Raw genomic sequence first — 26,187 nt, forward strand, 5'->3', positions numbered from 1 at the left:
TAAAATCAGGCGAACTACTTCTTTCATGACTTTTAAGTATCAACCGCAACTCATAGAACCCACTAAAAATCCATTCTACGGATCTTTCGTGGGTCCTATTTTTGATGTTCCAATTTACATTATTTAATGATAAAACTAAATTCGTGGTCTTCTTCACCACTAATATGATAGGCTTCTTCTACATCCGCTCCCCATGAATCAATACCTCCGACTCCTCGGACTTTCGCCAACATCGTGACAACCGTTCGCCGTTCCGGTGGTAGTTCCTCCATGTGTGTCGCCTGTTCTAATTCTTCTGCTTTGAATGGTAATGCCGCAAAAGCAAATGGCGAATCCTTTTGTTCAAATCTTAAGGAGAACTCTTCCTGACTTTTATCTGCATTATTCAAGGTTGTCTTGCGCGTAATCTCTAACCACTTGGTATCCATATGGACGCCACAATCTTGTGGCACTAAATAAGGTGGGATTGGCAAGCCCTCCACATGATAGACCCCTGGTGCGCCACCAGCTTTACGATCCGGATAAGTTTCACCTGACAGGCCTTCATAATCGAAATGAGTGGCTTTTGTTGGCATGATCATGCGAAATCCTAATACTGGCAGCTCGGGTAATCCTTCCTTGCCATGATAGTACATGTTCACGTGTAGATCCCCTTGTTCGTTGACACGATACGTCATATCGACGGTCGTTTGTGGGGTTGTGTTGACTGCCAATGTGAAAGTGATCTCGACTGTATTTGCATACTCTTGGTTACTATAACGATTGTTGACTGGTGCGATCGGCAGTTCGATGGCTTGGTCGTTTATTGCAACATGGATTGCTTCCACTTTTAGATACAACCCTGCGCCAAGCCACATACTAGAGCGATACCCAAAGCCATTTCCTCGATCATTATCTGTCAATGCTCGCCAAAAAGTTGGTTGCGTTTCACGATAAAGCCATTCTTTTCCATTCTTTTTAAGTGATTCCAAACCACCTCTGGTGTAAGAGAAAATATAATGTTTTTCTTCTGTTTTGATTCCTAAAGTGCAGTCGCCATAAATGATTCTCAATTTAGGATCTGTATTTGCCATAATAGTATCTTACCTCCTGTAATGCTGGTTTTTCTTGTCCATTTGCAAAAACGATGCCGTTTCCGGAAAACTCATAATCACTTGGACGATCATCAAAATCCCCGCCGTAACGCATGACTTTTCGATTGGTCACTGGATCAAGTACCTCAAGTGCTTGATCTTTAAAATCCCAAATATATCCGCCTTGATACATCTCGTATTCATCTAATAATGCCATATAAGAACCTAATCCACCTAAAGAATTTCCCATATCGTGCATGTACTCGCACAAGATGTATGGTTTATCTGCCTGATTCTCTAGATAATCAGCGACCGCCGCAGGTGTTGCGTACATACTACTTTTCATATCCGAAACAGAAGCTTCAAATGTGGGATCAACATAATTCCCCTCATAGTGAACAAAACGGTCTGGATCAACCTTCTTGAAGTATTCATTCATCAACCGAATATTCTCCCCTACATAGGACTCATTGCCTAAGGACCAGAACAAGATACTTGTATGGTTCTTGAACGTTTCAAAATGGGTTTTTGCTCGATCTAGCACCACTTCTCGCCATTGCGAAATGCCTCTTGGTACATTATAGGATGGCTCAAAAGCACCCATTTTTTGCCATGACCCATGTGATTCTAGATTGGTTTCTGCCATCACGTGGATACCTGCTCGATCGCAGAGGAAATACCAAGGAATCTGGTTGGGATAATGTGAGGTCCGGACGCCATTGATGTTGGCATTTTTAATCACTGCCAAATCCTTTTCCATGTCATCTAAGGTGATCGCACGTCCTGTTTTTTCACTCCACTCATGACGATTGACTCCATTGATGATCAAGCGTTTTCCATTCAGATACATCACTTTATCTTTTAACTCGATCTTGCGAAACCCGAATGGATACTCGACATATTCAGTCACTCCGTCACGGTCCCTGGTTTCAATTTCAAACGTATAGAGATTCGGCGCAAAATGATCCCATAATACCACTTCACCTAAATCAATACTGAGCTGCACTGTTTCGCCTATCGCTTGCTTTTCTTCATAGATCGTTTGTCTGTCTAAATCAAGGACCCGTACCTGTAAGTCGTTTTCAGCTGTAAGATTTTCAAAAGATAAGGACACATCCAATTTTCCTTTTTGATACGTGTCATCTAATTGAGGACGTAACCACAAGTCTTCTAAATGATTCTTGCCACGAGCAACTAAGACGACATTTCGAAAAATCCCAAAGAAACGGAAAAAATCTTGGTCTTCTAAAAAGGCAGCTGTGCTACGTTTGTGGACTTCGACTGCCAAACGATTCTCTTCTTCAAGATAAGGGGACAAATCAAATTCGGACGGTGTAAATGAATCTTCTGCATAACCGACGAAATGACCATTCAACCACACATACATGGCTTGTTCGACACCTTCAAAACGAATCGTGACATCTTTTCCCTTCAATCCCTCTGCTAATTGGAAAGTCGTGACATAGGACCCTACTGGATTTTCTTCAGCTTGAGAGAACATCCCTGCCATTTCCTTTTCTGAAGCAGTTGTATAAGCGGGACGACGAAACTCATGACCTTCCCAAGGATACATCGTGTTGATGTAATGGATCTTATCAAAATCACTTAGTTCAATGTGGCCAGGCACATGGATCGTGTCGAATGAACGATCATCAAAATCTTGTTCAAAAAACTCTTTGGGGCGCTTTTCTGCATTTTCAGAAAAATAAAAGCGCCATTCACCATTTAGCGACTGTAGTCGGGAACTTTGACTTCTTATTTCTTCTTTTGAACCGTAGACCGTATGATCACTGTGTGCCTTTCGCTGATTCACACGAAAAACTTGTGGATCATCTAACCAATCAATTGATGCTTGCATGTTCTTCTTCCTCTCCTGTAACTATTTTCTCAAAGTGAAAAATTTCTGTTTGAAAATCTCCGTGAAAATCAGGGAGATAAAACCCCATCGTCATTAACTCCGAGCCTGAATAAATCAATGAACTTTTACGTTCACGATACATCCCTTCCTCCAAACCAACCAAGCGGATCTCATGAAAAGGCGGTTGTCCAGAAGTTAATCGTCGTGCCATAAAGACCACGATCTCCTTTTTATTTGGAGAAACAAATTGCCACGCCGCAATGTTTTGTTCAAAGGGATTTTCTAAGCGGTCAAATTTTCCTTGTTGGATTGTTTGACGAATTTCTTTATACGTGCTGATCTGTTCTTTGATGATTTTCTTTTCTTGTTCGTCTAATGCGGTCAAATCTAGTTCATAACCAAATACCCCGCTCATCGCTACATCCCCGCGTGTCTTTAAATCTGTCACACGTCCACTTTGATGGTTAGGCGATGCAGAGACATGGGCACCCATGGATGAGATGGGATAGCCGAGACTCGTGCCATATTGGATATCGATCCGTTCCATTGCATCGGTATTGTCACTTGTCCAGGATTGTGGCATATAGTAAAGAATTCCTGCGTCAAAACGTCCACCCCCACCTGAGCATCCTTCCCATAAGATATCTGGGTAAGCTGTGATCAACTCTTCTAAAAGGTTATATAATCCTAAAACATACCGGTGATAGACCTCTCCTTGATTCTCCACGTAAGCAGAGTAAACATCTGATAAGGAGCGATTCATATCCCATTTCACATAATCGATCGGTACCTTATCCAAAATCTTTCGTAATTGCTGACTGATCGAATCTCGCACTTCTTTTCGTGTAAAATCCAAAACAAATTGCGACCGAGATGCTGCAGGCGTGCGTGCTGGTTCTTGCATCAAATAATCAGACGCCTGACGATACAATTCAGAATCGATCGAAATCATTTCAGGCTCCACCCATAGCCCAAATTTGAGGCCTCTTTCATGAGCATACTCTGCAATTCCCTTCAATCCATTCGCCAATTTCCCTTCATATTCAAACCAGTCTCCTAAAGAAGAAGTATCTGCATCTCTTTTCCCAAACCAGCCGTCATCTAAGACGAACATTTCCATACCTAACGCTGCTGCTTCATCGATCAGTGCTTCGATTTTTTTGCTAGTAAAGTCAAAATAAGTCGCTTCCCAATTATTGACCAAGATTGGACGTGGTTCGTACTGATACTTCCCACGTGCCACACGTTCTCGCAACAGCTCATGATGTATGTGGCTCATGCCATTTAATCCTTCGTCTGAATAAGAAAGGATCATTTCTGGCGTTTGAAACGCTTCATCGGTTGAAAGTTGCCATTGGAACTGATACGCATTGATGCCACCAACGATTCTTAGTTGATCGATTTGATCTTTTTCGATCTCGAACGCATGATTGCCAGAATAGATAAACTGTAGACCGATGGCTTCTCCAAGAACTTCCGTTGTATGGGTATGTGTCAAAGCGATAAAATTGTTCATTTGGTGACTGCTGCTTCCTCGTCGACTTTCAAATGATTTCACCCCCTCAGTGATCCGTTGTCTTGAAATCAAACGCTCTCTAGCGTGGGCTCCAGGTAAGGCGATCACTTCAGTAAATCTGCCCGAATTCGTCATATCTAATTGAAAAGAAGCTGCTTTATCTAACCAGATCATTTGTTCCGTTTGATTACGATACTTAGCAGATCGAACGATGGCCCCTCGTTTTTCATAGATCGTATAAAATAGATCTACATAAATTGGTAAATCGCGATCTTTCAATGTAACACATAACGTTTGTGCCTCTTGTTCATCCAATACATAGGTTTGTGGTAATCCTGTAAGCTTTGGTTTACCTTGGATGATCTGATACGTTTCATATCTTAAATCAAGCAAGCTAGAGCCATTCTCACGTGTGATGATCGTGGCTGGAATGCGATAATCCATACTTCCGTGTCCCGAAAATTCTTGTGGCAGCGTATCTTTTGAAAATGCCCGCTCATCATGCAAAGGAACATTTCCTGAAAAACCACGATCTCTTCTTGGGTATTTTTTGTTATTAGTATAGTTACTCACTTTTTTACCAAAATGAACATGGGTCAACACACCAGATTCTTCAATTTTCATCACATAAGAAATCAATGGATTCGACAAATGAAAAACATTTGTATCCGAATCGAATGCAATCAACGATTGTCTTTTCATTTCTTCACCTCACAAATTTTTAGAAACCATTTACTTTTTAACTAACTCCTGTATACTGTTTACTAAACATATTTGTCAATAACTTTTTTTATATTTCTTAAAGGAGTGATTTTATGGTAGGGATTCGTGATGTCGCTCGAAAAGCGAATGTCTCTCCTGCAACTGTTTCACGCATATTGAATCAAGATAAGACAATCCATGTCGCACCAGAAACAAAGAAACGGATTTTTGAAGTTGCAGAAAAATTGAACTATGATATCAATAAACGAAAATATATCAAAAAACGAATGCCATCGATCGGTGTGATCTCGACGATCAGTAAGGCAAGTGAAGCACAAGATGTCTATTACAAAGAATTACGTATGGGATTAGAAGAAGAAGCAAACCGCCTGCATATTGGCATGAATCGCATCTACAATCTCTCTGACAATCCCAAGGAATGGAAAGACTTAGATCAACTAGGAGCGATCATCGTAGTTGGAACAGTGACGAAGCAGTCGATCACTGATCTATTGACACAAAATCAGCATTTGATCGTTGTTGATAATCCTGATATCCAACAAGAAGTCGATATGGTTTATGGAGATTTGGAGCGAATGACCAAAGCTGTTTTAGAGTTGTTTCTAGAGAGTGGGCATCAACGGATCGCCTATATCGGTGGCTACCAAGTCGATATGGATGAACGAGGAGGCAAGACGATCAATCCAGATGAAAAACGCATCCGTGCCTATTTGCATTTCATGTCCGATCACCAGTTACAAGATTACAGTACGCACTATCTGGGAAATTGGACCGAAGAAGACGGTGAACGATTAGCTGAAGAGCTGATCCAAAGCTCTGATCCACTACCAACCGCACTCCTTGTAGGAAGCGATCCAATGGCAATCGGCGTCTATCGCACAATGAAAAAACACCATTTGGCCATCGGTAAAGACATCATGATCGCCAGCTTCGACAACATTGAAGCAGCCAGTAAACTAACTCCTGGCTTGACCACCGTCCAAATCAATGCCAATTCCATCGGTAAAGCCGCCGTACGCTTAGCCGTCGAAAGAATCGACCAAATCCGCGACGAACCCATTATTTTGACCTACCCCACCCGATTAGTGGTAAGAGAAAGCTTTGTGCCAAAGAGGTCGTGAAAGGCGCGTTCAGCACTGAGGCATAAGATAAAAAAATAGAAAATGGCTCTTTCATTTTTTATTTTTTTGGCTTATGTCCGAAGTGTTGCGCCTTGAACACCGTTTATCAGAGATCGTGAGAAAGCTGGTCAGCTCCGAGCAGTAAGATAGGAAATCGGAAAATAGCTTCTCATATTTTTCGATTTTTTAGCTTAGTGTTGAATATCAGCTCCAATAATTGATTTTTTTCAGCAAAAAAAAAACCACTAAAAACAACTGGGTTGTTCTTAACGGTTTTTCTGAATACTTGGTTTATCGGCGTTTACTTAATTCCAGACCTCTTCTGCAATACTCTTGATCAACGCAATTTTCTGCCATTGCGCTTCTTCTGTCAAGATATTCCCTTCTTCGGTGGAGGCGAACCCGCATTGTGGGCTTAAACATAATCGATCTAAAGGGATGTAACGAGTAGCTTCATAAATTCGCTCAATGATTGTTTGACGATCTTCAAGTTCGCCGGATTTTGAGGTTATCAGTCCTAATACTACGAGTTTTTCTTCACTAACTTTCGCAAGTGGTTCAAAACCGCCTGAACGATCGTTATCATATTCTAAATAATAGGCATGAACATTTTCTTCCGTAAATAATGGCTCAGCTACAGCATCATACCCGCCAGCTGCTGCCCAGGTGGAGTGGTAATTCCCTCGACAGACATGGGTATTCAAAATCAAATCTTGTGGTTGATTTCCAAGAACCGCATTATTGATTTGTAAATAGGTCTGCGCCAACTCTTTGCGAATCTTGCTTTCCTCTTTATCACTCTCTGCTAAAAATCCTTCTGGTAAAGGTGCTACTAATACGCCCCACGTACAATCATCCAATTGGATCGTTCTGGCGCCTGCTTCATATAAATCTGCGATCACTTGCCGATAAGCTGTTACGATATCTTGAAAAAGTTCTTCGTTTGTCGGATAGATGGCACGAACATGAGGCAAAATGTCTGGACGTAACAACTCCACTAACAGTTGAGCTGGAGCTGGAATGGTTTGCTTTACTTCGATGCCCTCGGTCGTATAGTTACGTGTAAACCGAAAATGGTCCACAAAAGGATGGCTCTCTCCTGTGATTTTTTCTGTTACAATCACCGTTCCTGGACGTGTCTCTTCTCCGTGAAACTGATAACCACGCTCAGGTACAAAAAACTCGATACCTTGTAAACCAAAGAAAAAGTCCAAATGCCACCAACTCCGACGAAACTCACCATCTGTCACCGCATGTAAGCCAGCAGCTTCTTGTTTTTTGATCAGTTCGATAATGGTTTCATCTTCTATCTCTTTCAAATCAGTAGCAGAAATAAGCGATTCGTTATATGCTTTTCGTGCTTTTTTTAACTTTTCTGGGCGCAAAAAGCTCCCAACGATGTCATAACGAAATGGGGATGTTGAACGAGTAGTCATAAAAAAATTCCTCCTTAGATTGCGTAGTAGATAAAGACCTGATGAAAACAAAAAAACACTCATCCCTTTTGCCAAGTCTTGACAAAAGGGACGAATGCGTCGTGTTACCACCCTTATTTGCATTATCCTCACAAATAATGCCTCAACGATACTATCAGATATCCGGCGAGTTAACGGTCGCAGTCCGGTTTTACTCATTTACTAGTAAAACAAGCTCCAAGTTCATCTTCACTAAGGTTTCTGGTCTCCTTTTTCACCCACCGGAGTCTCTTTTTACCGTTGACCGTTAGTTACTCTTCTCTTCTACGCTTTGATATTGTCAATTACTATCCCATGTTTACTTCCGAATGTCAACTAATCCTACTTTCCCTCATTCACTTCGATCCAAGCTCGGTAATATTCAAAGGAAATCTTTTCCTTTGTCGTATGGGTCAACAAGTATTGACCAATCGTTTGTCCTAATCGATAGCCTTGCTTTTGCAACCTGTCTTTTACTTCAGATAGATTATTATTTTTTGTGTTGTTCACTTCGACTTTTAGTAGAAATCGCACGTACTTTTTCGCAGGATCATTCTGCCAGATCGTCTGTGAACCTGGGAGTTCTTTCGTGTGCTCGTCCGTACAGAACCCATAAATACTATTCTGATTATTTTCTGGAAAATAAATCACGAAACTTGAATAATTTTTTAGATATTCCTTTGAATATAAGAGGTCATCAGATGCTGCCACGACGATTTTTTGAAAGGAAATTTCTTCTTCAGGAAATTTATCTGGTTCACTATCGATCATTTCTTTCAACTGTTTTTTTCTTGATAATACTTCTTTATGTTTTTGTTCTAAGATTTTTTTCTCATGATCCAAACGCTGTTCCGTTTCAGCTAAAATGTCGTACATCTCATTTAACGATTTACTATATAGATTTTTCATTTGCTTCATGGGAATATCGAGTTTTCGATAAAAATTGATGTCATATACTTGAAAAATAGCATCGATATCAAACAACCGATACCCGTTTTCCTCTTCTCTTGCTGCATGGATCAACCCTTCTGCATCCCAATACCGAATGGTTGATCGAGGGATATCCAATAACTCCGATACTTCCCCAATCGAATACAATCGTTTCATACCTTTCACCTCAATGATAGTTTATGCTTTTTCTTCTTGACCTTCAAGTAACTTTAAGGTGTAGAATGCGTATTTGTCGGGAAAAGGAGGAAACACAATGACATTATTAAAAACATCTATAAAAAACAATAAAGGAATTGCTTTACTTACTCTTTTATTTATCTGTTTACAACTGCTAGGAACCCTTGGTGTGCCAAAGTTAGTAGCTGATCTCATAGACACAGGGATTGCAAGTGGCGAAGTGAAACAAATCCAACAGATTGGAATTCAAATGTTACTTGTTGCTCTATTAGGCTCTTTTGCTGCAGTTGCCTCAAGCTACTGTTCTGCTTTGTTAGCCGCACGATTTGGCTATCAGACACGAGCAAGTTTTTTCAATAAATTCCAACAATTGTCGATGAAAGATGTCGATCAATTTAATACCGGTTCACTATTGACCAGGATGACCAATGACGTAGATAACGTCCAACAAATGATCGTCATGTTCTGTCAGATGATCATCCCTGCACCAATTATTTCATTATTTACGATTCTGATGATGTTGGAGCATTCCGTCAAGTTGACATTGATTACGTTAGGCTCGATCTTCATCTATGCGCTGATCACGTATTATTTGATGAAAAAAGGAACCCCTTTATCTTTGAGTATTCAACCGAAGATGGATCGTGTCACGACAACGTTGCGTGAATTCTTTACAGGTGTCAATATGATCCGTGCCTTCAACAATCAAGACTATGAAGAAAAAAGAACAAATGAAACCTTTGAAAATTACGCGCAACAGATGCTCCGAGTCAATCGAATCTTTGCTTGGGTCACACCGATCGCCTTTTTACTCATGGGTATCGTTTATGCATCCATTTTGTGGTTTGGTGGAGGCTTGGTGGCTAATGGTAGCTTACAAATCGGTATAGTAACTGCCATTGTGGAATATTCGATGTTGACACTTGCCTATTTAATGATTGCCGCAATGGTTTTTGTTATCGTACCAAAATCAATCTCTTGTCTTAAACGAATCGAAGAAGTATTACAAGCTGAAATCGAAATCAAAGACCCCGACCAACCAGAAACTTTATCCTTCGATTCAGTCGATGATACTTTCTTATCCTTCGAACATGTGACGTTTCGCTACAACGAAAACGCCGATCCTGTATTGGAAGACATTGATTTTATTGTACCAAAAGGAAAAACGACAGCCATTGTTGGTGGAACAGGTTCAGGAAAAAGCACGATTGCAAAATTACTGTTACGTCTAAACGATGTTTCAAATGGACAAATCAAATTCGCAGGCACCCCGATCACAGAAATGAACCAAGAAACGCTTCGAAGCTATATTAGTTATGTTCCCCAAAAAGCATTTTTATTTAGTGGAACGATTCGCAGTAATCTATTGATGGGGAACGAACATGCGACAGATGAAGAACTAACCAAAGCAATTCGCATCGCACAATTGGATGAAGTATTAGAAAACCTACCGGATCAATTGGACAGCTTTGTGGCTCAAGGCGGAGATAATTATTCTGGCGGCCAAAAGCAAAGGATGTGTATTGCTAGAGCGTTAGTCAAATCTGCTGAAATCTATGTCTTTGACGATAGTTTCTCTGCATTGGACTATCGAACCGATGCTAAGTTACGTGGGGCGTTGCAACGTGAAATGGCAGATAAAACACTGATTATCATTGCACAACGTCTAAGTACCATCATAAATGCTGATAATATTATCGTTTTAGATGAAGGACGGATCGTTGGACAAGGCACTCATGAAGAATTGTTGAAAAATAATCGTTCGTATCAAGAATTTGCGAAATCACAAGGTATGTTAAAGGAGGGAGTCGATGGAAATGACTAAAACAACGATAAAAAAACAAAGCTTGAAACGTTTCTGGCGAATGATCCAGCCTGAACATAAAATCTTCTATGGTTCATTACTTTGCAGCTTGGTCGGTAATACATTAGTCGTTGCTATGCCACTAATCATGGGTATCGGGATCGATCAACTACTCGGGCGGATCAAAGAGGTTGGACTTAACCATATGACAGTAACAGATGTAAAAGAAACATTGCTTTTACCAGTGATCCTGTTGATACTCTTCTCCTTACTAAGTAGTATCACTTCCTTTATTCAAGAACGAGCGATGGCTTCATTAAGTGAACGAGTGACCTTACGTGTCCGTAAAGAAGTTACAAAAAAATTCAAAGCTCTTCCAATGGCTTTCTATGACCGTCATCAAGTTGGTGATATCATCAGTCGAACAACTACAGGTTTAAATCAGCTATCACAAGTATTGCTCACAGGGATCAATCAACTTTTCACCTCTCTTGTAACGATCCTATTAGCTGGTATCATGTTGTTTTACATCGATATCAAATTGACTTTACTTGTTCTTATTTTGATTATGATCAGCACAACTGTTACAACAAAATTCGCAAACAAGAATAAACAAATTTCTGATCATAACCAAGAAGAACTGGGAGATTTGAATAATAAAGCAGAAGAATATCTAACTGGGAATTTGGTGATCAAAGCCTTCAACCAACAAGCATTAGCGATTGATGAAGTCAAGAAAGCAAATGAAAAACAATCGCAAGCTTTCAAAAAAGCGCAGTTCATGAATTTTGCGATTTATCCAGCCATCCGTTTGATCAATCAATTAGCATTTATCGCAAGTGCGGTCATTGGGGCAATAGCCGTTTTATCTGGTGGGATCACCATTGGTTTCTTACAAGCGTATTTGCAGTATATCAATCAAATATCAGAACCAATCTCCACTGCTTCATATGTCATCAATTCTGTACAATCAGCCATGGCATCCATCGAACGAATCTTTGAGATCATGGATGAACCAGAAGAAGCAATTGATCATGCAGTAGAAAATCCCATCATTGCACCACAAGGAGCAATTGAATTCAAACATGTTCGTTTTGGTTATACATCAGAAAAACCATTGATGAAAGATGTCAACTTCTCGGTCAAGCCACAACAAACGGTTGCCATCGTTGGGCCAACTGGTGCTGGAAAAACAACTCTTGTCAATCTTTTGATGCGTTTTTATGAAATTAATGACGGTCAGATTTTATTCGACGGTCATGACATCACCGATTTGCCGCGCCATGAATTGCGGAATCTATTTGGCATGGTACTACAAAATACTTGGTTATTCGAAGGTACTGTTGCAGAAAATATTGCTTACGGCAAAAAAGAAGCAACTAGAGATGAAATCATTCAAGCAGCTAAAATTGCTCAATGTGATCATTTTATCCGTACGCTGCCACAAGGTTATGACACCATTATCTCAAGCGAAAATGGGTCGATATCTCAAGGGCAACAACAGCTCTTAACGATTGCACGAGTCATTTTAGCTAATCCTGCAGTCGTCATTTTAGATGAAGCAACGTCAAGTGTCGATACACGTACGGAAGCCTTAATCCAAGAAGCGATGGATGCTTTAACTAAAAACCGGACCAGCTTTGTGATTGCCCATCGTCTGTCAACGATTGAACATGCGGATATGATCGTAGTGATGCAAAACGGAGACATCATTGAAACAGGAACGCATACAGAGCTATTGCAACAACCGACACTTTATGCAAGCTTATACAATAGCCAATTTCAAAATAGTTGAGCGATAAAAAACCAACTTAGTCTAGGATCACTCCGAAACTAAGTTGGCTTATTGATTTTAAAGAATCAATCTTTACGATTTTTCTTTTTCTTGTAGATATAGGTTCCGATTGCTCCTCCAACAAGAGCAAAACCAAGAACGGTTGCACTAGATCGGATCTCACCAGTTTTTGGTAAATTTTTTGCTGCATTTCCTTGGACTTGTTTTTTTGAGGTTGCAGAGGTGTTGGCTGTTTTCTTTTGCTGAGTATTCCCTCCGCCTGTGTTGGCATTTCCTCCGGCAGTCCCTCGTTTACTCACTGTCACTTGACTTGTTTCTGAAACTGAACCATTCGTGTAAGTGATCGTATAGGTTCCTTCTTTGTTGGTATCAACATCGCCTGACACCATATTCTGGTCAAATGCGAGAGTGAACCCTTCGCGATTTGTTGCGGAGACAAAGCCATCGCTTGGGTCCCACGTATCACCGATATATAATTGAAGATCCTTTGTTACAATCGTTTCTCCGTTTTCTTTTACAACCACCACAACTTCTTCTGTTGCTCGACCGTTGGTATAAGTCAACGGATAATCGCCAGCTTTAGTTGTATCTACCGTACCACTAACCATGCTTTCATCAAAAACGATCATTTCCCCATCTTTGTTTGTAGCAGATACAAATTGATCACTTGGCGCCCACTTATCACCGACATAAATGCTGCCATTTTTTGCTTGGATCGTTTCTCTATTTTCAACCACGGTCACTGTGATTTTTTGAGAGGCTTCTCCATTCGTATAAGTAATGATGAAGTTTCCTGTTCGTCCGGTATCAACGGTGCCTGACACCATACTTTCATCAAATGGCAAAGTGTCACCTGCTCTATTGGTCGCTGAGATAAAATTATCGCTTGGATGCCAAACATCCCCTGTGTGGATTCTTGAATCGATCGCCTTGATCGCTTCTTGACTAGCAATGACGGTCACTGTGATTTCACGACTGAGTCTCCCAAAAGTATAGGTGATCTTGTACTCACCTACTTGTGTCGTATCGACTTCGCCGCTGACCATATTTTCATCAAAGGCAACAGCTTCTCCCGTTTTATCAGTAGCGGAAACAAAATTATCACTTGGTGTCCAAGCATCCCCTACAATGATCGTCGAATCTGTGACTTTAAGGGTTTCTTGACTTTCTTCGACAGTCACATTGATCTGTTGACTCGCAGATCCATTGGTATAAGTCACTGGATAGACTCCTGCTGTCGTCGTATCCACAGTACCACTGACCATACTTTCATCAAAAGGAATTGATTCTCCATTTGGATCGGTCGCTAAGACAAAATTGTCGATTGGTTCCCAACTATCACCAACATAAATCGTTGAATCCATTGCGCGGATCGACTCACTAGCGATTGGTTGCCACACATAAGTATCCGCCATACTATTTTGATAAGTTGTCATCAGTGAAGAGGAGCTTAATACATATTCACCAAGTGGGACATCTTCTGTGCCAGATCCCACATTTTGCCAGTAACCCGTATGCTCTTCTGTAGCGAGCAACTCTGGAATATTGGTATCGGTTAAAGAATAGAACTGGATACCTAAAGAAATTTTAGATAAGGAGATTGTACCAGCAAACATCTCTTGCTGCAATTGCACCTTGCCAGTTTTAAAATGTGATAAATCCAATTCAGTGATATTTTGGCAGTTTCTAAACATTCCTCGCATAAATCGAAGATTCTCCGTATCAAAACCACTGACATCGATTGCTTCTAAATTGAGACATTCTGCAAACATAAAACTCATTGTTGTCACGTTAGTAGTTGAAAAGTTCGTAACATCTAACGCCGTCAGACCGGAACAACCGAAGAACATATAGTACATGGAAGTCACGTTTTTCGTATCAAAGCGACTAACATCGAGTTCTGTCAAACCGGAACAGCCATGGAACATATAATGCATGTACATAACGTTGCTCGTATCAAAATGTGTCACATCTAACGCTTGTAATCCCGAACACCCATGGAACATGAAGGACATTTCTGTTGCTTGACTCGTTACAAAACTAGAAAGATCCAGTTGAGCCAATCCGGAACAACCGCGGAACATATGACTGAAATTCGTCACGTTGGCTGTTTGAAAACCAGTTACATCCAATGTCGTCAAGGCAGAGCAATCATAAAACATGTAGCTCATGTTCGACACGTTCATCGTGTTAAAACTGGATAAATCTAATGAAGTCAATCCGCCCATCCCATAAAATATATGACTCATTTCAGTGACATTCGCTGTATTGAAGTTGCTTAGATCGAGCGTGCTAACAGAAGACACCCCATTGAACATATAGTTCATCGAACGAACATTTTGGGTATCAAAAGCTGTAAGATCCAATGAAGTCAGCTGCTGGCACCATGCAAAGAAATAATCCATATTCGTGACTTGACTTGTATCTAAACTGGATAAATTCTCGATCGTCGTTAGCTGATTCAAATCAAAAAACAATCCTAATGATTCAGCATTTGCTACCACGGGTCCAGTAAGAACAATTTTTTTGATAAGTGAACGGTGAGGAAACCAAGGTGCACGAGCCGCCGACGTTGTTTCTCCTAATGTCCCTGCATCTATGTACAATATACCTTCTTGGTCGATTCGCCATTGGCTGGTACCGAATACGCCAGAATCAACTTGATCATCTACCTCCTGTATCTCACAAACTGTGCGAGCATCTGGATCTGGGATCACTGGTTCACTCGCAGCTTTAGTGACTTCTTCTCCAACAGTTGAAGCAACAGTCGAATCCGTAGTCGATTGCTCTGTCACGGTGGTTACATCTGTTGTCGCTTCCATCGTTGGTTCTGTAGGGGGTTCTGACGGAACAGAGACTGATGATTCTAGGATTTCAGTTTCTTGCTGTTCTTTCGTCTCTTCACTTTTTATTGCTTCCATAGTGACGTCTTCAGCTTGTTCTTCAAGCGTCGAAATAGCTACCTCTTCTGTCATTTGTCCACTGTCTAAATGATCAGCAAATGTCGTGATACTCTGTTGGGATGCGTTCATAAGTAATAACATTGAAGCTGTCATTTTTACTATTTTTCTGTGGTCCATTCCTTATTCAACTCCTCAAATTATAGAAAGATAAAAAAACATCCAACTAAATTCTAACGTAATCTGTGAAAGAAAATTTTTTATTTTTTTTTTTTGAAAAAAATATTTGAGAATCGATTTGTATTTCCATAATAAGAAAGATAAAATAAAACAATCGAATAAGAGTCACCCAAACGAAAGGAGCAATTAATGGAACCTTTTTTCAAACTACATGAAAATAAACAATTACATCGCCAAATCAATATTCTTACTTATTTGAGAAAACGAAATGACATCACTTCGATCACAGAACTAGTTCAAGAAATAGGCTGTACACCTCCAACTCTACGTTCAGATATCCAAGCATTGCGTGCCAAATTACCACCATCGATTCATTTGCAATCAATCAAAATGATCGGTTACCGCTTAAAAATACCCGATGGGGAAACACTGGATACCTATCTTTTATCTCTTGTTAGAGAAACGATTACTTATAAAATCATTGACCGTAGCCTTAAGGGAAATCAACAATCCTTCGAAGCCATGCGCTTGGAGTATCATTTGTCTAGTTCGGCTTTACGCAAAATCATTCAACACATGAACCATGAACTAAAAAACTACCGAATCCAACTCTCTCCCAAAAATGGTGATCTTGTTGGAAAAGAAAACGAGATTCGTTTTTTCTTTTTTAACTTTTATACGAGTTTTCGACGAACGATCATAACAGATCATTCCTATCTATTCTCTCAGGAAACATACAAAGTCATGTTCGCTGAACTAGAGCAAGTATTTCAGTCTCATTTACATATTAGTAATTTTCGTGCAACGTTATGGTTGTCCATCTTAAAAGAAAGATGGTTGCGTCGTAAACAAGGTGAAATCCCCTCAGAAACATTGAGTATGATCCAGTCTAGAAAAAGCTTCAAAAGGTTCTCAAAAAAAATCACTCCTTTTCTGAGAGAGATTCTTGGGATTCAACAGCTGTCTGTAAATGAACTAGTTTGGGCTTATTTGATTGCTTTACACTGTATTTCCTATAGCTCATCGAACTATCAAGAGACAAGATCGCATAAAGCGACCCATTACCAAGAAGAAGCACCAACCAAAAAATGGATCAAGCAATTTTTACTCGACGAAGCGCTGATTGACGGTACAACAAAGGAAGGTATTGAGCAAATGAGTGCTTACTTAGCTAATTTACGCTTGCTTAATAAAATCACTGATGGTTTTGAGAATCACCCATTGGCAATTGATCATTTAGTCGATCCATCCTTTGAATTACTCTATCACTCCTGGCAAGACCGATTGCAGCAACTCAAATGGCAAGAGATCCTACCAATGACCTGCATAAAAGACGTTACACTATCCTTAAGTATGATCCAATCCTCCTATCAGCAAATCCAAAGAAGGAAAAAGCAAACAATCGTCTTTACTTTTCATGGAGATGCTGGCTATGATAATTTTTTAATGGCTATGATCCAAAAGTGGCTACCTGAAACGTATCACCCTCTTTTTCTTTTTGATCAACCGATTAAACAAACAAAGATCGACGAGTTAGAAGCTTGTCTCATCGTCAGCAACTATGATCTTACGGAGAAAATGACCTGTGAAGTGATTCAAATTGCCCAAATACCTACCCATGAGGAGTGGAAAGATTTGAAACTACACTTGATTGAACGGGCTTCAAGTCATTCATAGCATAGTATCCAGGAACCACTCGACTTTTGCTGTAGACTTAGGGAGAAACGTCTAAAATCCCCCCCTAAGTCTAAGACTTGCGGCTATTCACAAATGAAGCTACTAGACTATGGATGCCAACCAAAGAAGGTAAAACGAAGTGTGAGAGTCTTTCAAAATAGTTTAAGACAGCGAAACACTTGAAATAAATCTTCCTTGTGGTTACGTATAAGATAAACACTTAAAATGGTCACCACAAGCACTAAAACAAAGACATCGATCTGTTTATATGTTCTCGTCTGCATAGAAGGTTCTCTCCTTTCATCTGACTTTTTTGTTCATTGTTCTTTTTCTTTGTCTATGACAAAAAAGAACAAAAAAATGAAACGCCAAAAAGAGTAACAATCCAAGAATCATCGGCGAAATATTAGGGTGCCGATGGAAGTATTCTGTGATACTCGCGCTGATCCAACCTTTTTTTGCTTGTTGACGAACCTGATGATCAAGTTTTTTTGAGGGGGAACTATCTAAAAGTTTATGCAATCGATTATTTTTGCTGGCATAATTAAACGATTCTCCATCAAGTAATTCTTTTCGCAAGTCGAAATGAAATGAATAGTGTGCCGGGTTACTATCTACTCGACCATTTTCCATTTTTAATACATTCCAGCTACTCACAAAGTCCCCTTCAGGATTCAAGATAAATTCAGAGTGAAAGCCTCTATTAACCAATATTTTTCGGTTTTCTCTGCCGATGATACTTTCTTTGAATGTTTTGTTTTTGGGATATTTATTGTGAAATCGAGCGGGAGAATACTGCTGTTCCACTCCCCATCGTTTCCCATATTCCGCTAATGCCTCCTCTCAATTAATGTAATTTAAAAAAATTAAAATAGATAACGTATTTTTTTCAAGTAATCAGTTCTCTCTACTTTTTTAACCATTAATCCTTTATATTTGTATGAACTTTTATGTTTTTAAAGACCTACTTCTTTATTTTAAGACAAAAAAACACCAGTGATTAATCACTGATGTCAGTTTTTATTAACAAATAATTTAGCCGATACTCGTCAGGCGTTTACTATTTATTATAGATTTTAGGTCCTTTTCTCATATTGCTACGATCATTTTTTGGAGTAGCCATCTTTTCTACTCGACCGCCACCTTGTTTCTTTTTGATTATTTCAAGCATTTTTTCTTTTGAATTCATCTGTTTCCCTCTTTTACTCTATTCACTTTTTTACTACTATGATACACACTTCATTATTGTAACACATTTTTACTTGAAAACTTCAAACTTATTGATTTCTTTATGATTTTATCATAAAAGCGCACGGTTTTTGTGTGTTCATCACAGGATAAGATCACGTAACTTTTCTCATTATAAAAACCTAATACAAAAAGCAGATGAAGAGCACTAACTTGTTGCTACCTGGAAGTTGATTGGTGCAATCGTGGCATGATGAGGAATCGCCGTAACAACTAGAAAAACCAATGCTTTGGCCAATCGTTGCGGTGTGCGATACGCTTAAACTGCTTTGACAAACGCAAGAAAAGCACCAATGGTAGAATTTCCAGTGATCAACGGGAAAATCACTCGGCGCAAACGATAAAAATGCCACCACCAAAAATCACTACACTTTCATCTAGAGCAGCACCGAGGTTCAGTAACGCATTTTTTAAGATCGTCAAAATAAAAGAAAAAAGATGAAAACTCATCGTTAATACAAGACCCCAAAAAGTTTTCTGATAAATCTCTTATAAAAGTAAGCAGCTATTGAAATAGCTCACGACGTTAGGTAAATAAGATCCAGTCAATGGTTGCAATATATAGAGGTTTCATAAACGGTATCAGCAAAACGATATCTAGCCTTTTTTTCTCTGTGATCTTTGTCCTGACCGTCAAAAAAGCTAATAGTAACGCAAGCACAGTCGAACAGATCACGACTGCAATGCTTAATAACAACGTACTGATGATCGTTTTTCCTACATCCAGTGATCCATCATAGACTAAAGCACGATAAAATATGACGCCGATAGGAATCCCTGTCAGTATGACTAAGAGAAGTCATATGGGAACTACCGCCCCACATGTCGAATTTTAATCATGTATGTTCATTGAGAAGACTCCACGACGGAAAAGAACTCGCTCGTGATATCAGAAGCGTGTTCCATCATCCAGTCCCAAGCCACATCCAATCATGTTGATATTTGATAAGTTTCCCTATAATCGATTTATCCTGTATTTCTAGCGCTTTTTATCAGAGCATAAATTATGGTAATTTTTAGGAAAATGATCTAAAGTTACTTTGACCCTATATAGATATGAGTCATCATTCGACAAACTTTAGTTATTTTTCACAATATTTGTCCCTGCCAGTATATTCAAGATTGGACCCCAAAAACGTTTAAAAATCTTTTGATAGTTTTCAATTTCAAACACTCCATTAGTAAAAAGGATCTCTAGTTTCTCTCCCCCCATCTTCACAATGTGATGGTCTGGTCGATAGCCATTCCTAAGATAAAATGCTTTACGGATTTTTCTTTGCTCATTGTTGCTAGCAGCTGGATTTTCTGCCTCTAAATTTAATACAATGCAATTATCTGGATAGTTCTCTTTGATATGTGATAATACTTGCGCCCCGTAGCCTTGACTGCGTAAGTCTTGAACTACCGCTAAATACCAGAGGTACGTCAAGTTTTCAAATGTAATGAGATACGCTAGACCGATAAACTTTTCTTCATCGTAATAAGCAATAAAATCGATACCCTCTCTCTTTGAACGCTTCAGCAATGTTCCCATAGGCACTTGTTCAGATTTTGGAAAAGCTGAATGATATAAGTGCTCGACTTGCTGAAAGTTCTACCATTTGCTTGGCCACCATTTTTATTTTTATCATGTAAGGACTCCTTTTACACATTGGATTTTTATTTTTTTATCTGTCCTCTGATGAGAAAGAACGTTTACTCGAAATTTTTTTATAACTGAACGATATACTCTCTATTTATTATACACTATATTTATAAAGCATTAAAAGATTTATGTCAGTCTTAAAATAACTCTCTTTACTTTCAAATCGCTTATTTCACTCAAACAATTGTATAAAAAAAGACGTTTCTTTTGACAGAAACGTCTTCTAAAATGAGTGTATAGGATATAATGCCTTGCGCTCATCTATTTAAATCACTTACCCTTTGCGTAATAATCCGACACATTCTACATGGTGCGTTTGTGGGAATAAATCAACTGGTTGGACTTTTTCTAACTGATAACCGTCTTCTGCAAACAACTTCACATCTCTAGCAAAAGTTGCAGGATTGCATGAGATATAAACGATTCGCTCAGGAGCCATCTCGATCGCTGAATCAATAAAGCGTGCGTCTAAGCCTTTTCTTGGAGGATCGACAACTAAAACAGTTGGTTTGATTCCTTTTTCTTGCCATTTTTTCATGACTGTTTCCGCTTTTCCAACTTCATAATGCGCATTTTCGATTTTGTTTGTCAACGCGTTGAACTGCGCATCTTCAATCGCTGCTGGTACGATTTCCATGCCATAAACATTTGCTACTTGATCCGCTATGGATAAACCAATCGTTCCAATTCCTGAATATGCATCAATCACGACATCCTCTTTTTTCAATTCAGCAAATTCGATCGCTTTTTGATACAATGCTTCGGTTTGTAATGTATTGACCTGATAAAAGGATTTAGAAGAAATACGATAGGTCTTACCAAGTAACTGATCTTCGATATACGATTGACCAAAAAGAACTTTTTCTTTTTCTCCTAAAATGACATTCGTTTTTTCTTCGTTGATATTTTGGATCACTGACACTACTTCCGGTAAAGCTTCATGGATAGCTTCAGCGATTTCTTTCGATTTGAAGAATTTTTCTTTTCGAGTGACTAAAACCACCATCATTTGATGCGTGTAATGACCTCTACGAACAATGATATGACGAATTTGTCCTTCATTTTTTTCTTCATTGTAGCCACGTACTTGAAAACGTTGCAAGATGTCTCTTACCTTGATGATGGCTTGATCGATTTGTGGGTCTTGGATGAAGAAATCTTCTATTTCCACTAAGTCATGACTATTTTTCTTGTAAAAACCAGTCACTAATTCGCCTTCGACGCGACGAACAGGAATCTGTGCTTTATTCCGATAGCCTGTAGGTTCTTCCATAGCGATCGTTGGTTGTACTGTGACTTCAGGCATTTTAGCGATTTTAGCTAAAACATGTTCGACTTGTTTTTGTTTGAATACTAATTGTTGCTCATAACTTAAATGGGCTAAAGGAGCGATTCCTGTACGCAATAGAACATTACTAGTGATTTCTTGACGGTCTGGTGACGTCGTCAACCAGTTTTCGACCTTACCGTAGCCAAATTTATTGCCTGCTTTTACGACAAGGATCTCCACTTGTTCACCTGGCAAAGCATTTTCAATAAATAATGGATAGCCATCAATTTTCGCAACACCTAATCCTTCGTAACTTAAATCGATGATATCAACAGTATACCGTTCATTTTTCTTAATTGTTTGTGTCATTTCATTACTCCTATTCTTTTGAATGGTTTCTAATTTTGTCCGTTCAACAAAGGAAAGAGCTGGGAGATCCATTCATTCCCAGCCCATTTTTCTTCAGTCTATTGGAAAAAACAAGTAATCCTATGATCTTTGCTTTTTCCTTCTAATAGTCGTCCAATCCTGCTCAGTTCTGATCCTTGTCAGCAATTTTGCCATCGCCATCGATATCTTCATCCGTCAAACGTTCTACTTCTTTGACGAATTCTTTGCTAACTTCTTCTAGCTCTTCTTCCTCAAAACCAGTGATTGCCTCATCTGGAATTTGATCTGTATTTGCATAAAACTCGATATGCTGATGAAGATTTTGAAAATGCATCGGAGCATTCCCACCGTATTCGCCATCTAAATTGATCATGACAGGGCGATTCGCATTATCTTCGGTTTCAACATAAAGAGAACTTGTTTTCGTATAGATGACTCTTGGATCATCGACATGCTTCCCTCCATTGAGCATTAAGGCAGCAATGTGTAGGATCTCAAAAATATTCGCCGTTTTGACGATGATCAAAGAGAATTTTCCATCATCTAGCTTTGCATCAGGCGCAATTTGTTCAAAGCCACCAACGGAATTCGTCAACCCTAAAAAGAACATCGAAGCATTGCCATTATATTCGCCTTCGTCATACTTCAAGTGCATCTTGATCGGTTTGACACGTGGTAACATTTCTGCTCCTTTTGCCAAATATGCAAGATAGCCAAAAATACTTTTCAATTCGGAAGGAACTTCATAGGTCAATTCTGTCAAGTAGCCACCAGCTGCAATATTGATGAAATAGCTATTATCGGATTGACCGATATCCATTTTGACTGTTTGATTCTTTTTGATGACTTCTGCTGCTGCCTTGATATTATCTCTAGGAATCTTCAAGGCGCGAGCATAGTCATTGGTCGTTCCCGCTGGAATGATCGCCATTTTAGGTCTAACTTCCAATGAGGCGATACCATTAACGACTTCATTGATCGTCCCATCGCCACCAGCAGCAACGACAAGATCAAAACCTAACTCAGCGACTCGTCGTGCTTCATTTTTTGCCGAGTCCTGTTCCGGAGTCGTTGCATAAGCACTTGCTTCATAGCCCGACTCCTCCAAAGCTTGGAGGATGTCGGCAAGATTACGTTTTAACAATTCTTTACCTGAGACCGGATTATAGATCACACGCGCTTTTTTCATAGCATCCCTCTATCGTTTCGCTAATTCTTCATTTAGCAATTTGTTGACCACACCTGGGTTTGCTTGTCCTTTAGTAGCTTTCATGATTTGTCCAACTAAGAAACCTACTGCACGGTCTTTTCCGTTTTTGAAATCATCAACAGATTGTTGATTATTATCTAAGATTTCATTGATGATCGGTAATAACTTCGCTGGGTCAGATAATTGGACCCAACCGTTTGCTTCAACAACACTTTGTGCATCTCCGCCATTCATGATCAACTCACGAAAGACTTTTTTCGCAATTTTAGAGCTGATCGTGCCATCTGCGATCAAAAGAATCATACCCGCTAAGTTTTCAGGTGTTAGTTTCGTTTCAGCTAATTCCAATTTCTCACTGTTTAAGTATGCTGATACTTCACCCATCAACCAGTTGGAAGCTTGTTTGGCATCTGCTCCGTTTTCCAATGTTGCTTCAAAGAAATCAGACATTTCTTTTGATAGCGTCAATACTTTCGCATCATACTCTGGTAAGCCTAATTCGCTGATGTAGCGTACACGACGAGAAGCTGGCATTTCTGGTAAGCTTGCTTTCACTCGTTGGATCCATTCGTCATCGATCACGAATCTTGGAATATCAGGTTCTGGGAAATAACGATAGTCACTTGACCCTTCTTTGACACGCATCAAGATCGTCTTATTCGTCGTTTCATCAAAGCGACGAGTTTCTTGTTGGATCTCTCCACCAGATAATAATACTTTTGCTTGGCGTTTTTCTTCAAATGCTAAACCTTTTTTGACAAAAGAAAGGGAGTTCAAGTTTTTCAATTCTGCTTTTGTCCCAAATTCTTCTTGTCCATAAGGGCGTAAAGAAATGTTCGCATCACAACGCATTGAACCTTCTTCTAATTTCACGTCACTGACTTCAGTAAATTGGATCACAGAACGTAAAGCTTCTAAATAAGCATAGGCTTCTTCTGGTGAACGCATGTCTGCTTCTGAAACGATCTCGATCAATGGTGTTCCTTGTCTGTTTAGATCGACATAAGAGTATCCACCGATGCCGTGCATGTTTTTTCCTGCATCTTCTTCTAAATGTACACGTTCAATGCGGATTTTTTTCTTTTTACCTTCTACTTCGATCTCGATCCAGCCATCATGACCGATTGGTTGATCGAATTGTGAGATTTGGTAAGCTTTGGGATTGTCTGGATAGAAATAGTTTTTGCGGTCAAAATGAGTATCTTTCGAAATTTCGCAATTCAATGCTAACGCTGCACGCATCCCAAATTCCAGCGCTGCTTTATTCATTACTGGTAAAACTCCAGGGTATCCCCAGTCGATCACATTGGTGTTGCTGTTTGGTTCAGCACCAAAATGCGCAGGAGCTGGAGAGAAAATTTTTGAGTTGGTTTTTAATTCCACATGGACTTCAAGTCCAATGACTGTTTCAAAATTCATTCGGCTTTCCCTCCTAAAATAGCTGGTTGTTGACGATGGAACTCTATCGCTTGCTCAAACGCATAAGCTGCTTGATACATGGTTTTCTCTTCGAAATAATTACCGATGATCTGTAAGCCAACTGGTAACCCTTCCGATAAGCCTGCAGGTACTGACATACCTGGTAGTCCTGCCAAGTTCACTGGGATCGTCAAGATATCACTCATATACATCGTGATTGGGTCGTTGATATTTTCACCAAGACCGAACGCAACTGTTGGTGAAGAAGGGCCGATGATCAAATCATAATCCGCGAAAACTTTTTCAAAGTCACGCTTGATCAATGTACGGACTTGTCCTGCTTTTTTGAAATGCGCGTCATAGTAACCTGCACTCAATGAGAACGTTCCTAACATGATCCGGCGTTTTACTTCTTCTCCGAAACCTTCAGAACGTGAATTGACATAAACGTCATCCAAGTTCTTGACATCTTCTGAACGATATCCATAACGAATACCGTCAAAACGTTGCAAGTTCGAACTAGCTTCAGATGAAGCAATGATATAGTAGACAGCCACGCCATATTTTGAATGAGGTAAGCTAACTTCTTCTACTGTTGCACCTAATGAACGGAATGTTTCAGCTGCTTTAAGAATTGCTTCTTTCACGCCTTCATCGACACCTTCACCTAAGTATTCTTTAGGTAAAGCAATCTTCATTCCTTTAATATCACCAGACAAACCTTCTGCAAAGTTAGGGACAGATACACCAGATGAAGTACCGTCTTTTTCGTCGTAGCCACTGATTGCGGTCAATGCTAATGCGTTATCTTTGACTGTCCGGGTCATTGGACCGATTTGGTCTAAAGATGAAGCAAATGCAATCAAACCGAAACGGGAAACACGACCATAAGTTGGTTTCATTCCTACGATTCCATTGAAAGCGGCTGGTTGGCGGATACTTCCACCAGTGTCACTACCTAGAGAAACTGGCACTTGTCCTGCGGCAACTGCAGCTGCTGAACCACCAGATGATCCGCCAGGAACTTTTGTTTGATCCCAAGCGTTCTTTGTTTTTTTGAAGTAAGAAGTTTCGGTACTTCCGCCCATTGCAAATTCATCCATGTTCAATTTACCAACAGGGATCATGTCTGCTTCGTATACTTTTTCCATGACTGTCGCATCGTAGATCGGTTCAAAATTATAAAGGATCTTTGAAGCTGCTGTCGTTAAAAGATCTTTCGTCACGATATTGTCTTTGATACCGATCGGGATACCTGAAAGAACATTGTTTTCGTCGATACCTTTTTCGTCCAAAGCTTTGGCTTGGGCTAAAGCTTTCTCTTCATTCAATGTGATGAATGCATCGATCGCGGGTTCTGTTTCCTTGATGCGATCAAATGTAGCTCTCACTAAGTCTTGTGCAGTGATTTCTTTTGACACTAATAAGTCGTGTAGTTCTTCTAATGAACGATTGTATAATTCTGTCATTATGCGCCAGCCTCCCCATTATCGATGATTGCTGGTACTTTGATGAAACCATCTTCTTTTTCTGGTACATTTTTTAATAATTCATCTCTGCTCCAACCTAGTTGTGCACGGTCTTGTCGCATGACGTTGACAGTCTCAACAACGTTTGATGTAAATGGTACGCCTTCTGTGTCTACTTCTTCCAGCATTTCTACCATGTCAATGATTTTTCCTAATTGGTCAGTAAAACCTGCGCGCTCTTCGTCGGCAAATTTCAATTTGGCTAACTTCGCTACATGTTTTACTTGTTCTTCACTAATCGCCATAG

General features: G+C 39.7%; 18 protein-coding genes, 1 pseudogene and 1 other annotated feature. Of the genes and pseudogenes, 4 read left to right on the top strand and 15 right to left on the bottom strand.

The features are described 5' to 3' along the window. Positions 1-119: 119 nt before the first annotated feature. From IGK01_RS07655 to IGK01_RS07665, 3 genes are read right to left on the bottom strand one after another with little or no spacing between them, the layout of a single operon-like run. The gene (locus tag IGK01_RS07655) at positions 120-1,073 is read right to left on the bottom strand and encodes a beta-galactosidase small subunit (protein WP_010735280.1); all 954 of its coding nucleotides are present in this window, start codon (positions 1,071-1,073) and stop codon (positions 120-122) included. Continuing rightward, positions 1,054-2,931, bottom strand: a complete 1,878-nt coding sequence (locus tag IGK01_RS07660) for a glycoside hydrolase family 2 TIM barrel-domain containing protein (protein WP_438840631.1) — start codon at positions 2,929-2,931, stop codon at positions 1,054-1,056. The genes IGK01_RS07655 and IGK01_RS07660 overlap by 20 nt, the downstream gene beginning before the upstream one ends. Then, complete coding sequence (locus tag IGK01_RS07665) at positions 2,915-5,149, bottom strand: alpha-galactosidase (RefSeq protein WP_010735278.1); 2,235 nt, start codon at positions 5,147-5,149, stop codon at positions 2,915-2,917. Before IGK01_RS07665 ends, IGK01_RS07660 begins: the two co-directional genes overlap by 17 nt. A 113-nt stretch (positions 5,150-5,262) precedes the next feature. On the opposite strand from IGK01_RS07665, the gene IGK01_RS07670 reads away from it, so the two are divergent. Beyond that, entirely contained in the window at positions 5,263-6,291 is a 1,029-nt protein-coding gene (locus IGK01_RS07670) for a LacI family DNA-binding transcriptional regulator (RefSeq protein ID WP_023519788.1), read from the top strand. Positions 6,292-6,596: 305 nt separating this feature from the next. Here IGK01_RS07670 and IGK01_RS07675 read toward each other — a convergent pair whose 3' ends face one another. After that, positions 6,597-7,727 (bottom strand): 5-methyltetrahydropteroyltriglutamate--homocysteine S-methyltransferase, encoded by a 1,131-nt coding sequence (locus tag IGK01_RS07675; protein WP_194179807.1) that lies wholly within the window; start codon positions 7,725-7,727, stop codon positions 6,597-6,599. A gap of 83 nt (positions 7,728-7,810) precedes the next feature. Beyond that, positions 7,811-8,042 (bottom strand) — a binding site (T-box leader). 45 nt (positions 8,043-8,087) lie between these two features. Then, complete coding sequence (locus tag IGK01_RS07680; RefSeq protein ID WP_438840632.1) at positions 8,088-8,852, bottom strand: MerR family transcriptional regulator; 765 nt, start codon at positions 8,850-8,852, stop codon at positions 8,088-8,090. Between the two features lie 97 nt (positions 8,853-8,949). Here IGK01_RS07680 and IGK01_RS07685 point away from each other — a divergent pair, with 97 nt between their 5' ends. Continuing rightward, positions 8,950-10,698, top strand: a complete 1,749-nt coding sequence (locus IGK01_RS07685) for an ABC transporter ATP-binding protein (RefSeq protein ID WP_438840633.1) — start codon at positions 8,950-8,952, stop codon at positions 10,696-10,698. Then, positions 10,685-12,472, top strand: coding sequence for an ABC transporter ATP-binding protein (locus tag IGK01_RS07690; protein ID WP_010735273.1), 1,788 nt, complete (start codon positions 10,685-10,687; stop codon positions 12,470-12,472). Before IGK01_RS07685 ends, IGK01_RS07690 begins: the two co-directional genes overlap by 14 nt. 65 nt (positions 12,473-12,537) lie before the next feature. Here the strand turns inward: IGK01_RS07690 and IGK01_RS07695 are convergent, their stop codons facing one another. Further along, positions 12,538-15,552, bottom strand: coding sequence for a bacterial Ig-like domain-containing protein (locus tag IGK01_RS07695; RefSeq protein WP_224434823.1), 3,015 nt, complete (start codon positions 15,550-15,552; stop codon positions 12,538-12,540). A gap of 189 nt (positions 15,553-15,741) precedes the next feature. On the opposite strand from IGK01_RS07695, the gene IGK01_RS07700 reads away from it, so the two are divergent. Then, on the top strand, positions 15,742-17,229 hold the full coding sequence (locus tag IGK01_RS07700; RefSeq protein ID WP_438840634.1) for a helix-turn-helix domain-containing protein: 1,488 nt from the start codon (positions 15,742-15,744) through the stop codon (positions 17,227-17,229). Between the two features lie 300 nt (positions 17,230-17,529). On the opposite strand, the gene IGK01_RS07705 is transcribed toward IGK01_RS07700, so the two are convergent. The 9 genes and pseudogenes from IGK01_RS07705 to gatC all read right to left on the bottom strand — a co-directional run bounded on the left by IGK01_RS07705 (position 17,530) and on the right by gatC (position 26,185). Continuing rightward, complete coding sequence (locus IGK01_RS07705) at positions 17,530-18,036, bottom strand: DUF3114 domain-containing protein (RefSeq protein WP_438840635.1); 507 nt, start codon at positions 18,034-18,036, stop codon at positions 17,530-17,532. 253 nt (positions 18,037-18,289) lie between these two features. Next, on the bottom strand, positions 18,290-18,418 hold the full coding sequence (locus IGK01_RS07710) for a hypothetical protein (protein WP_010735268.1): 129 nt from the start codon (positions 18,416-18,418) through the stop codon (positions 18,290-18,292). Positions 18,419-18,801: 383 nt separating this feature from the next. After that, on the bottom strand, positions 18,802-18,927 hold the full coding sequence (locus IGK01_RS07715; RefSeq protein WP_269147263.1) for a hypothetical protein: 126 nt from the start codon (positions 18,925-18,927) through the stop codon (positions 18,802-18,804). Between the two features lie 628 nt (positions 18,928-19,555). Next, positions 19,556-20,053: pseudogene (locus IGK01_RS07720) on the bottom strand (GNAT family N-acetyltransferase); the annotation flags it as partial. 343 nt (positions 20,054-20,396) lie between these two features. Continuing rightward, positions 20,397-21,761 (bottom strand): 23S rRNA (uracil(1939)-C(5))-methyltransferase RlmD, encoded by a 1,365-nt coding sequence (rlmD, locus tag IGK01_RS07725; RefSeq protein ID WP_023519797.1) that lies wholly within the window; start codon positions 21,759-21,761, stop codon positions 20,397-20,399. Positions 21,762-21,924: 163 nt separating this feature from the next. Next, positions 21,925-22,971, bottom strand: coding sequence for a diacylglycerol kinase (locus IGK01_RS07730; RefSeq protein ID WP_010735265.1), 1,047 nt, complete (start codon positions 22,969-22,971; stop codon positions 21,925-21,927). A gap of 9 nt (positions 22,972-22,980) precedes the next feature. Next, the gene (gene gatB / locus IGK01_RS07735) at positions 22,981-24,411 is read right to left on the bottom strand and encodes an Asp-tRNA(Asn)/Glu-tRNA(Gln) amidotransferase subunit GatB (RefSeq protein WP_010735264.1); all 1,431 of its coding nucleotides are present in this window, start codon (positions 24,409-24,411) and stop codon (positions 22,981-22,983) included. Beyond that, positions 24,408-25,880, bottom strand: coding sequence for an Asp-tRNA(Asn)/Glu-tRNA(Gln) amidotransferase subunit GatA (gatA, locus tag IGK01_RS07740; protein ID WP_409173429.1), 1,473 nt, complete (start codon positions 25,878-25,880; stop codon positions 24,408-24,410). The genes gatB and gatA overlap by 4 nt, the downstream gene beginning before the upstream one ends. After that, positions 25,880-26,185: an Asp-tRNA(Asn)/Glu-tRNA(Gln) amidotransferase subunit GatC gene (gene gatC, locus IGK01_RS07745; RefSeq protein WP_010735262.1), complete on the bottom strand. Its 306-nt coding sequence runs from the start codon at positions 26,183-26,185 to the stop codon at positions 25,880-25,882. Before gatC ends, gatA begins: the two co-directional genes overlap by 1 nt. Positions 26,186-26,187 lie beyond the last annotated feature (2 nt).

This window comes from Enterococcus sp. AZ080, assembly GCF_051714945.1.
GTDB classification, from domain to species: domain Bacteria; phylum Bacillota; class Bacilli; order Lactobacillales; family Enterococcaceae; genus Enterococcus_B; species Enterococcus_B pernyi.

What these genes read in the sequence shown, in the direction of transcription:
- IGK01_RS07655 (WP_010735280.1), bottom strand. Translation starts at nt 1,073, where the DNA reads ATGGCAAATACAGATCCTAAATTGAGAATCATTTATGGCGACTGCACT.
- IGK01_RS07660 (WP_438840631.1), bottom strand. Translation starts at nt 2,931, where the DNA reads ATGCAAGCATCAATTGATTGGTTAGATGATCCACAAGTTTTTCGTGTG.
- IGK01_RS07665 (WP_010735278.1), bottom strand. Translation starts at nt 5,149, where the DNA reads ATGAAAAGACAATCGTTGATTGCATTCGATTCGGATACAAATGTTTTT.
- IGK01_RS07670 (WP_023519788.1), top strand. Translation starts at nt 5,263, where the DNA reads ATGGTAGGGATTCGTGATGTCGCTCGAAAAGCGAATGTCTCTCCTGCA.
- IGK01_RS07675 (WP_194179807.1), bottom strand. Translation starts at nt 7,727, where the DNA reads ATGACTACTCGTTCAACATCCCCATTTCGTTATGACATCGTTGGGAGC.
- IGK01_RS07680 (WP_438840632.1), bottom strand. Translation starts at nt 8,852, where the DNA reads ATGAAACGATTGTATTCGATTGGGGAAGTATCGGAGTTATTGGATATC.
- IGK01_RS07685 (WP_438840633.1), top strand. Translation starts at nt 8,950, where the DNA reads ATGACATTATTAAAAACATCTATAAAAAACAATAAAGGAATTGCTTTA.
- IGK01_RS07690 (WP_010735273.1), top strand. Translation starts at nt 10,685, where the DNA reads ATGGAAATGACTAAAACAACGATAAAAAAACAAAGCTTGAAACGTTTC.
- IGK01_RS07695 (WP_224434823.1), bottom strand. Translation starts at nt 15,552, where the DNA reads ATGGACCACAGAAAAATAGTAAAAATGACAGCTTCAATGTTATTACTT.
- IGK01_RS07700 (WP_438840634.1), top strand. Translation starts at nt 15,742, where the DNA reads ATGGAACCTTTTTTCAAACTACATGAAAATAAACAATTACATCGCCAA.
- IGK01_RS07710 (WP_010735268.1), bottom strand. Translation starts at nt 18,418, where the DNA reads ATGAATTCAAAAGAAAAAATGCTTGAAATAATCAAAAAGAAACAAGGT.
- IGK01_RS07715 (WP_269147263.1), bottom strand. Translation starts at nt 18,927, where the DNA reads ATGAGTTTTCATCTTTTTTCTTTTATTTTGACGATCTTAAAAAATGCG.
- rlmD (WP_023519797.1), bottom strand. Translation starts at nt 21,761, where the DNA reads ATGACACAAACAATTAAGAAAAATGAACGGTATACTGTTGATATCATC.
- IGK01_RS07730 (WP_010735265.1), bottom strand. Translation starts at nt 22,971, where the DNA reads ATGAAAAAAGCGCGTGTGATCTATAATCCGGTCTCAGGTAAAGAATTG.
- gatB (WP_010735264.1), bottom strand. Translation starts at nt 24,411, where the DNA reads ATGAATTTTGAAACAGTCATTGGACTTGAAGTCCATGTGGAATTAAAA.
- gatA (WP_409173429.1), bottom strand. Translation starts at nt 25,880, where the DNA reads ATGACAGAATTATACAATCGTTCATTAGAAGAACTACACGACTTATTA.
- gatC (WP_010735262.1), bottom strand. Translation starts at nt 26,185, where the DNA reads ATGGCGATTAGTGAAGAACAAGTAAAACATGTAGCGAAGTTAGCCAAA.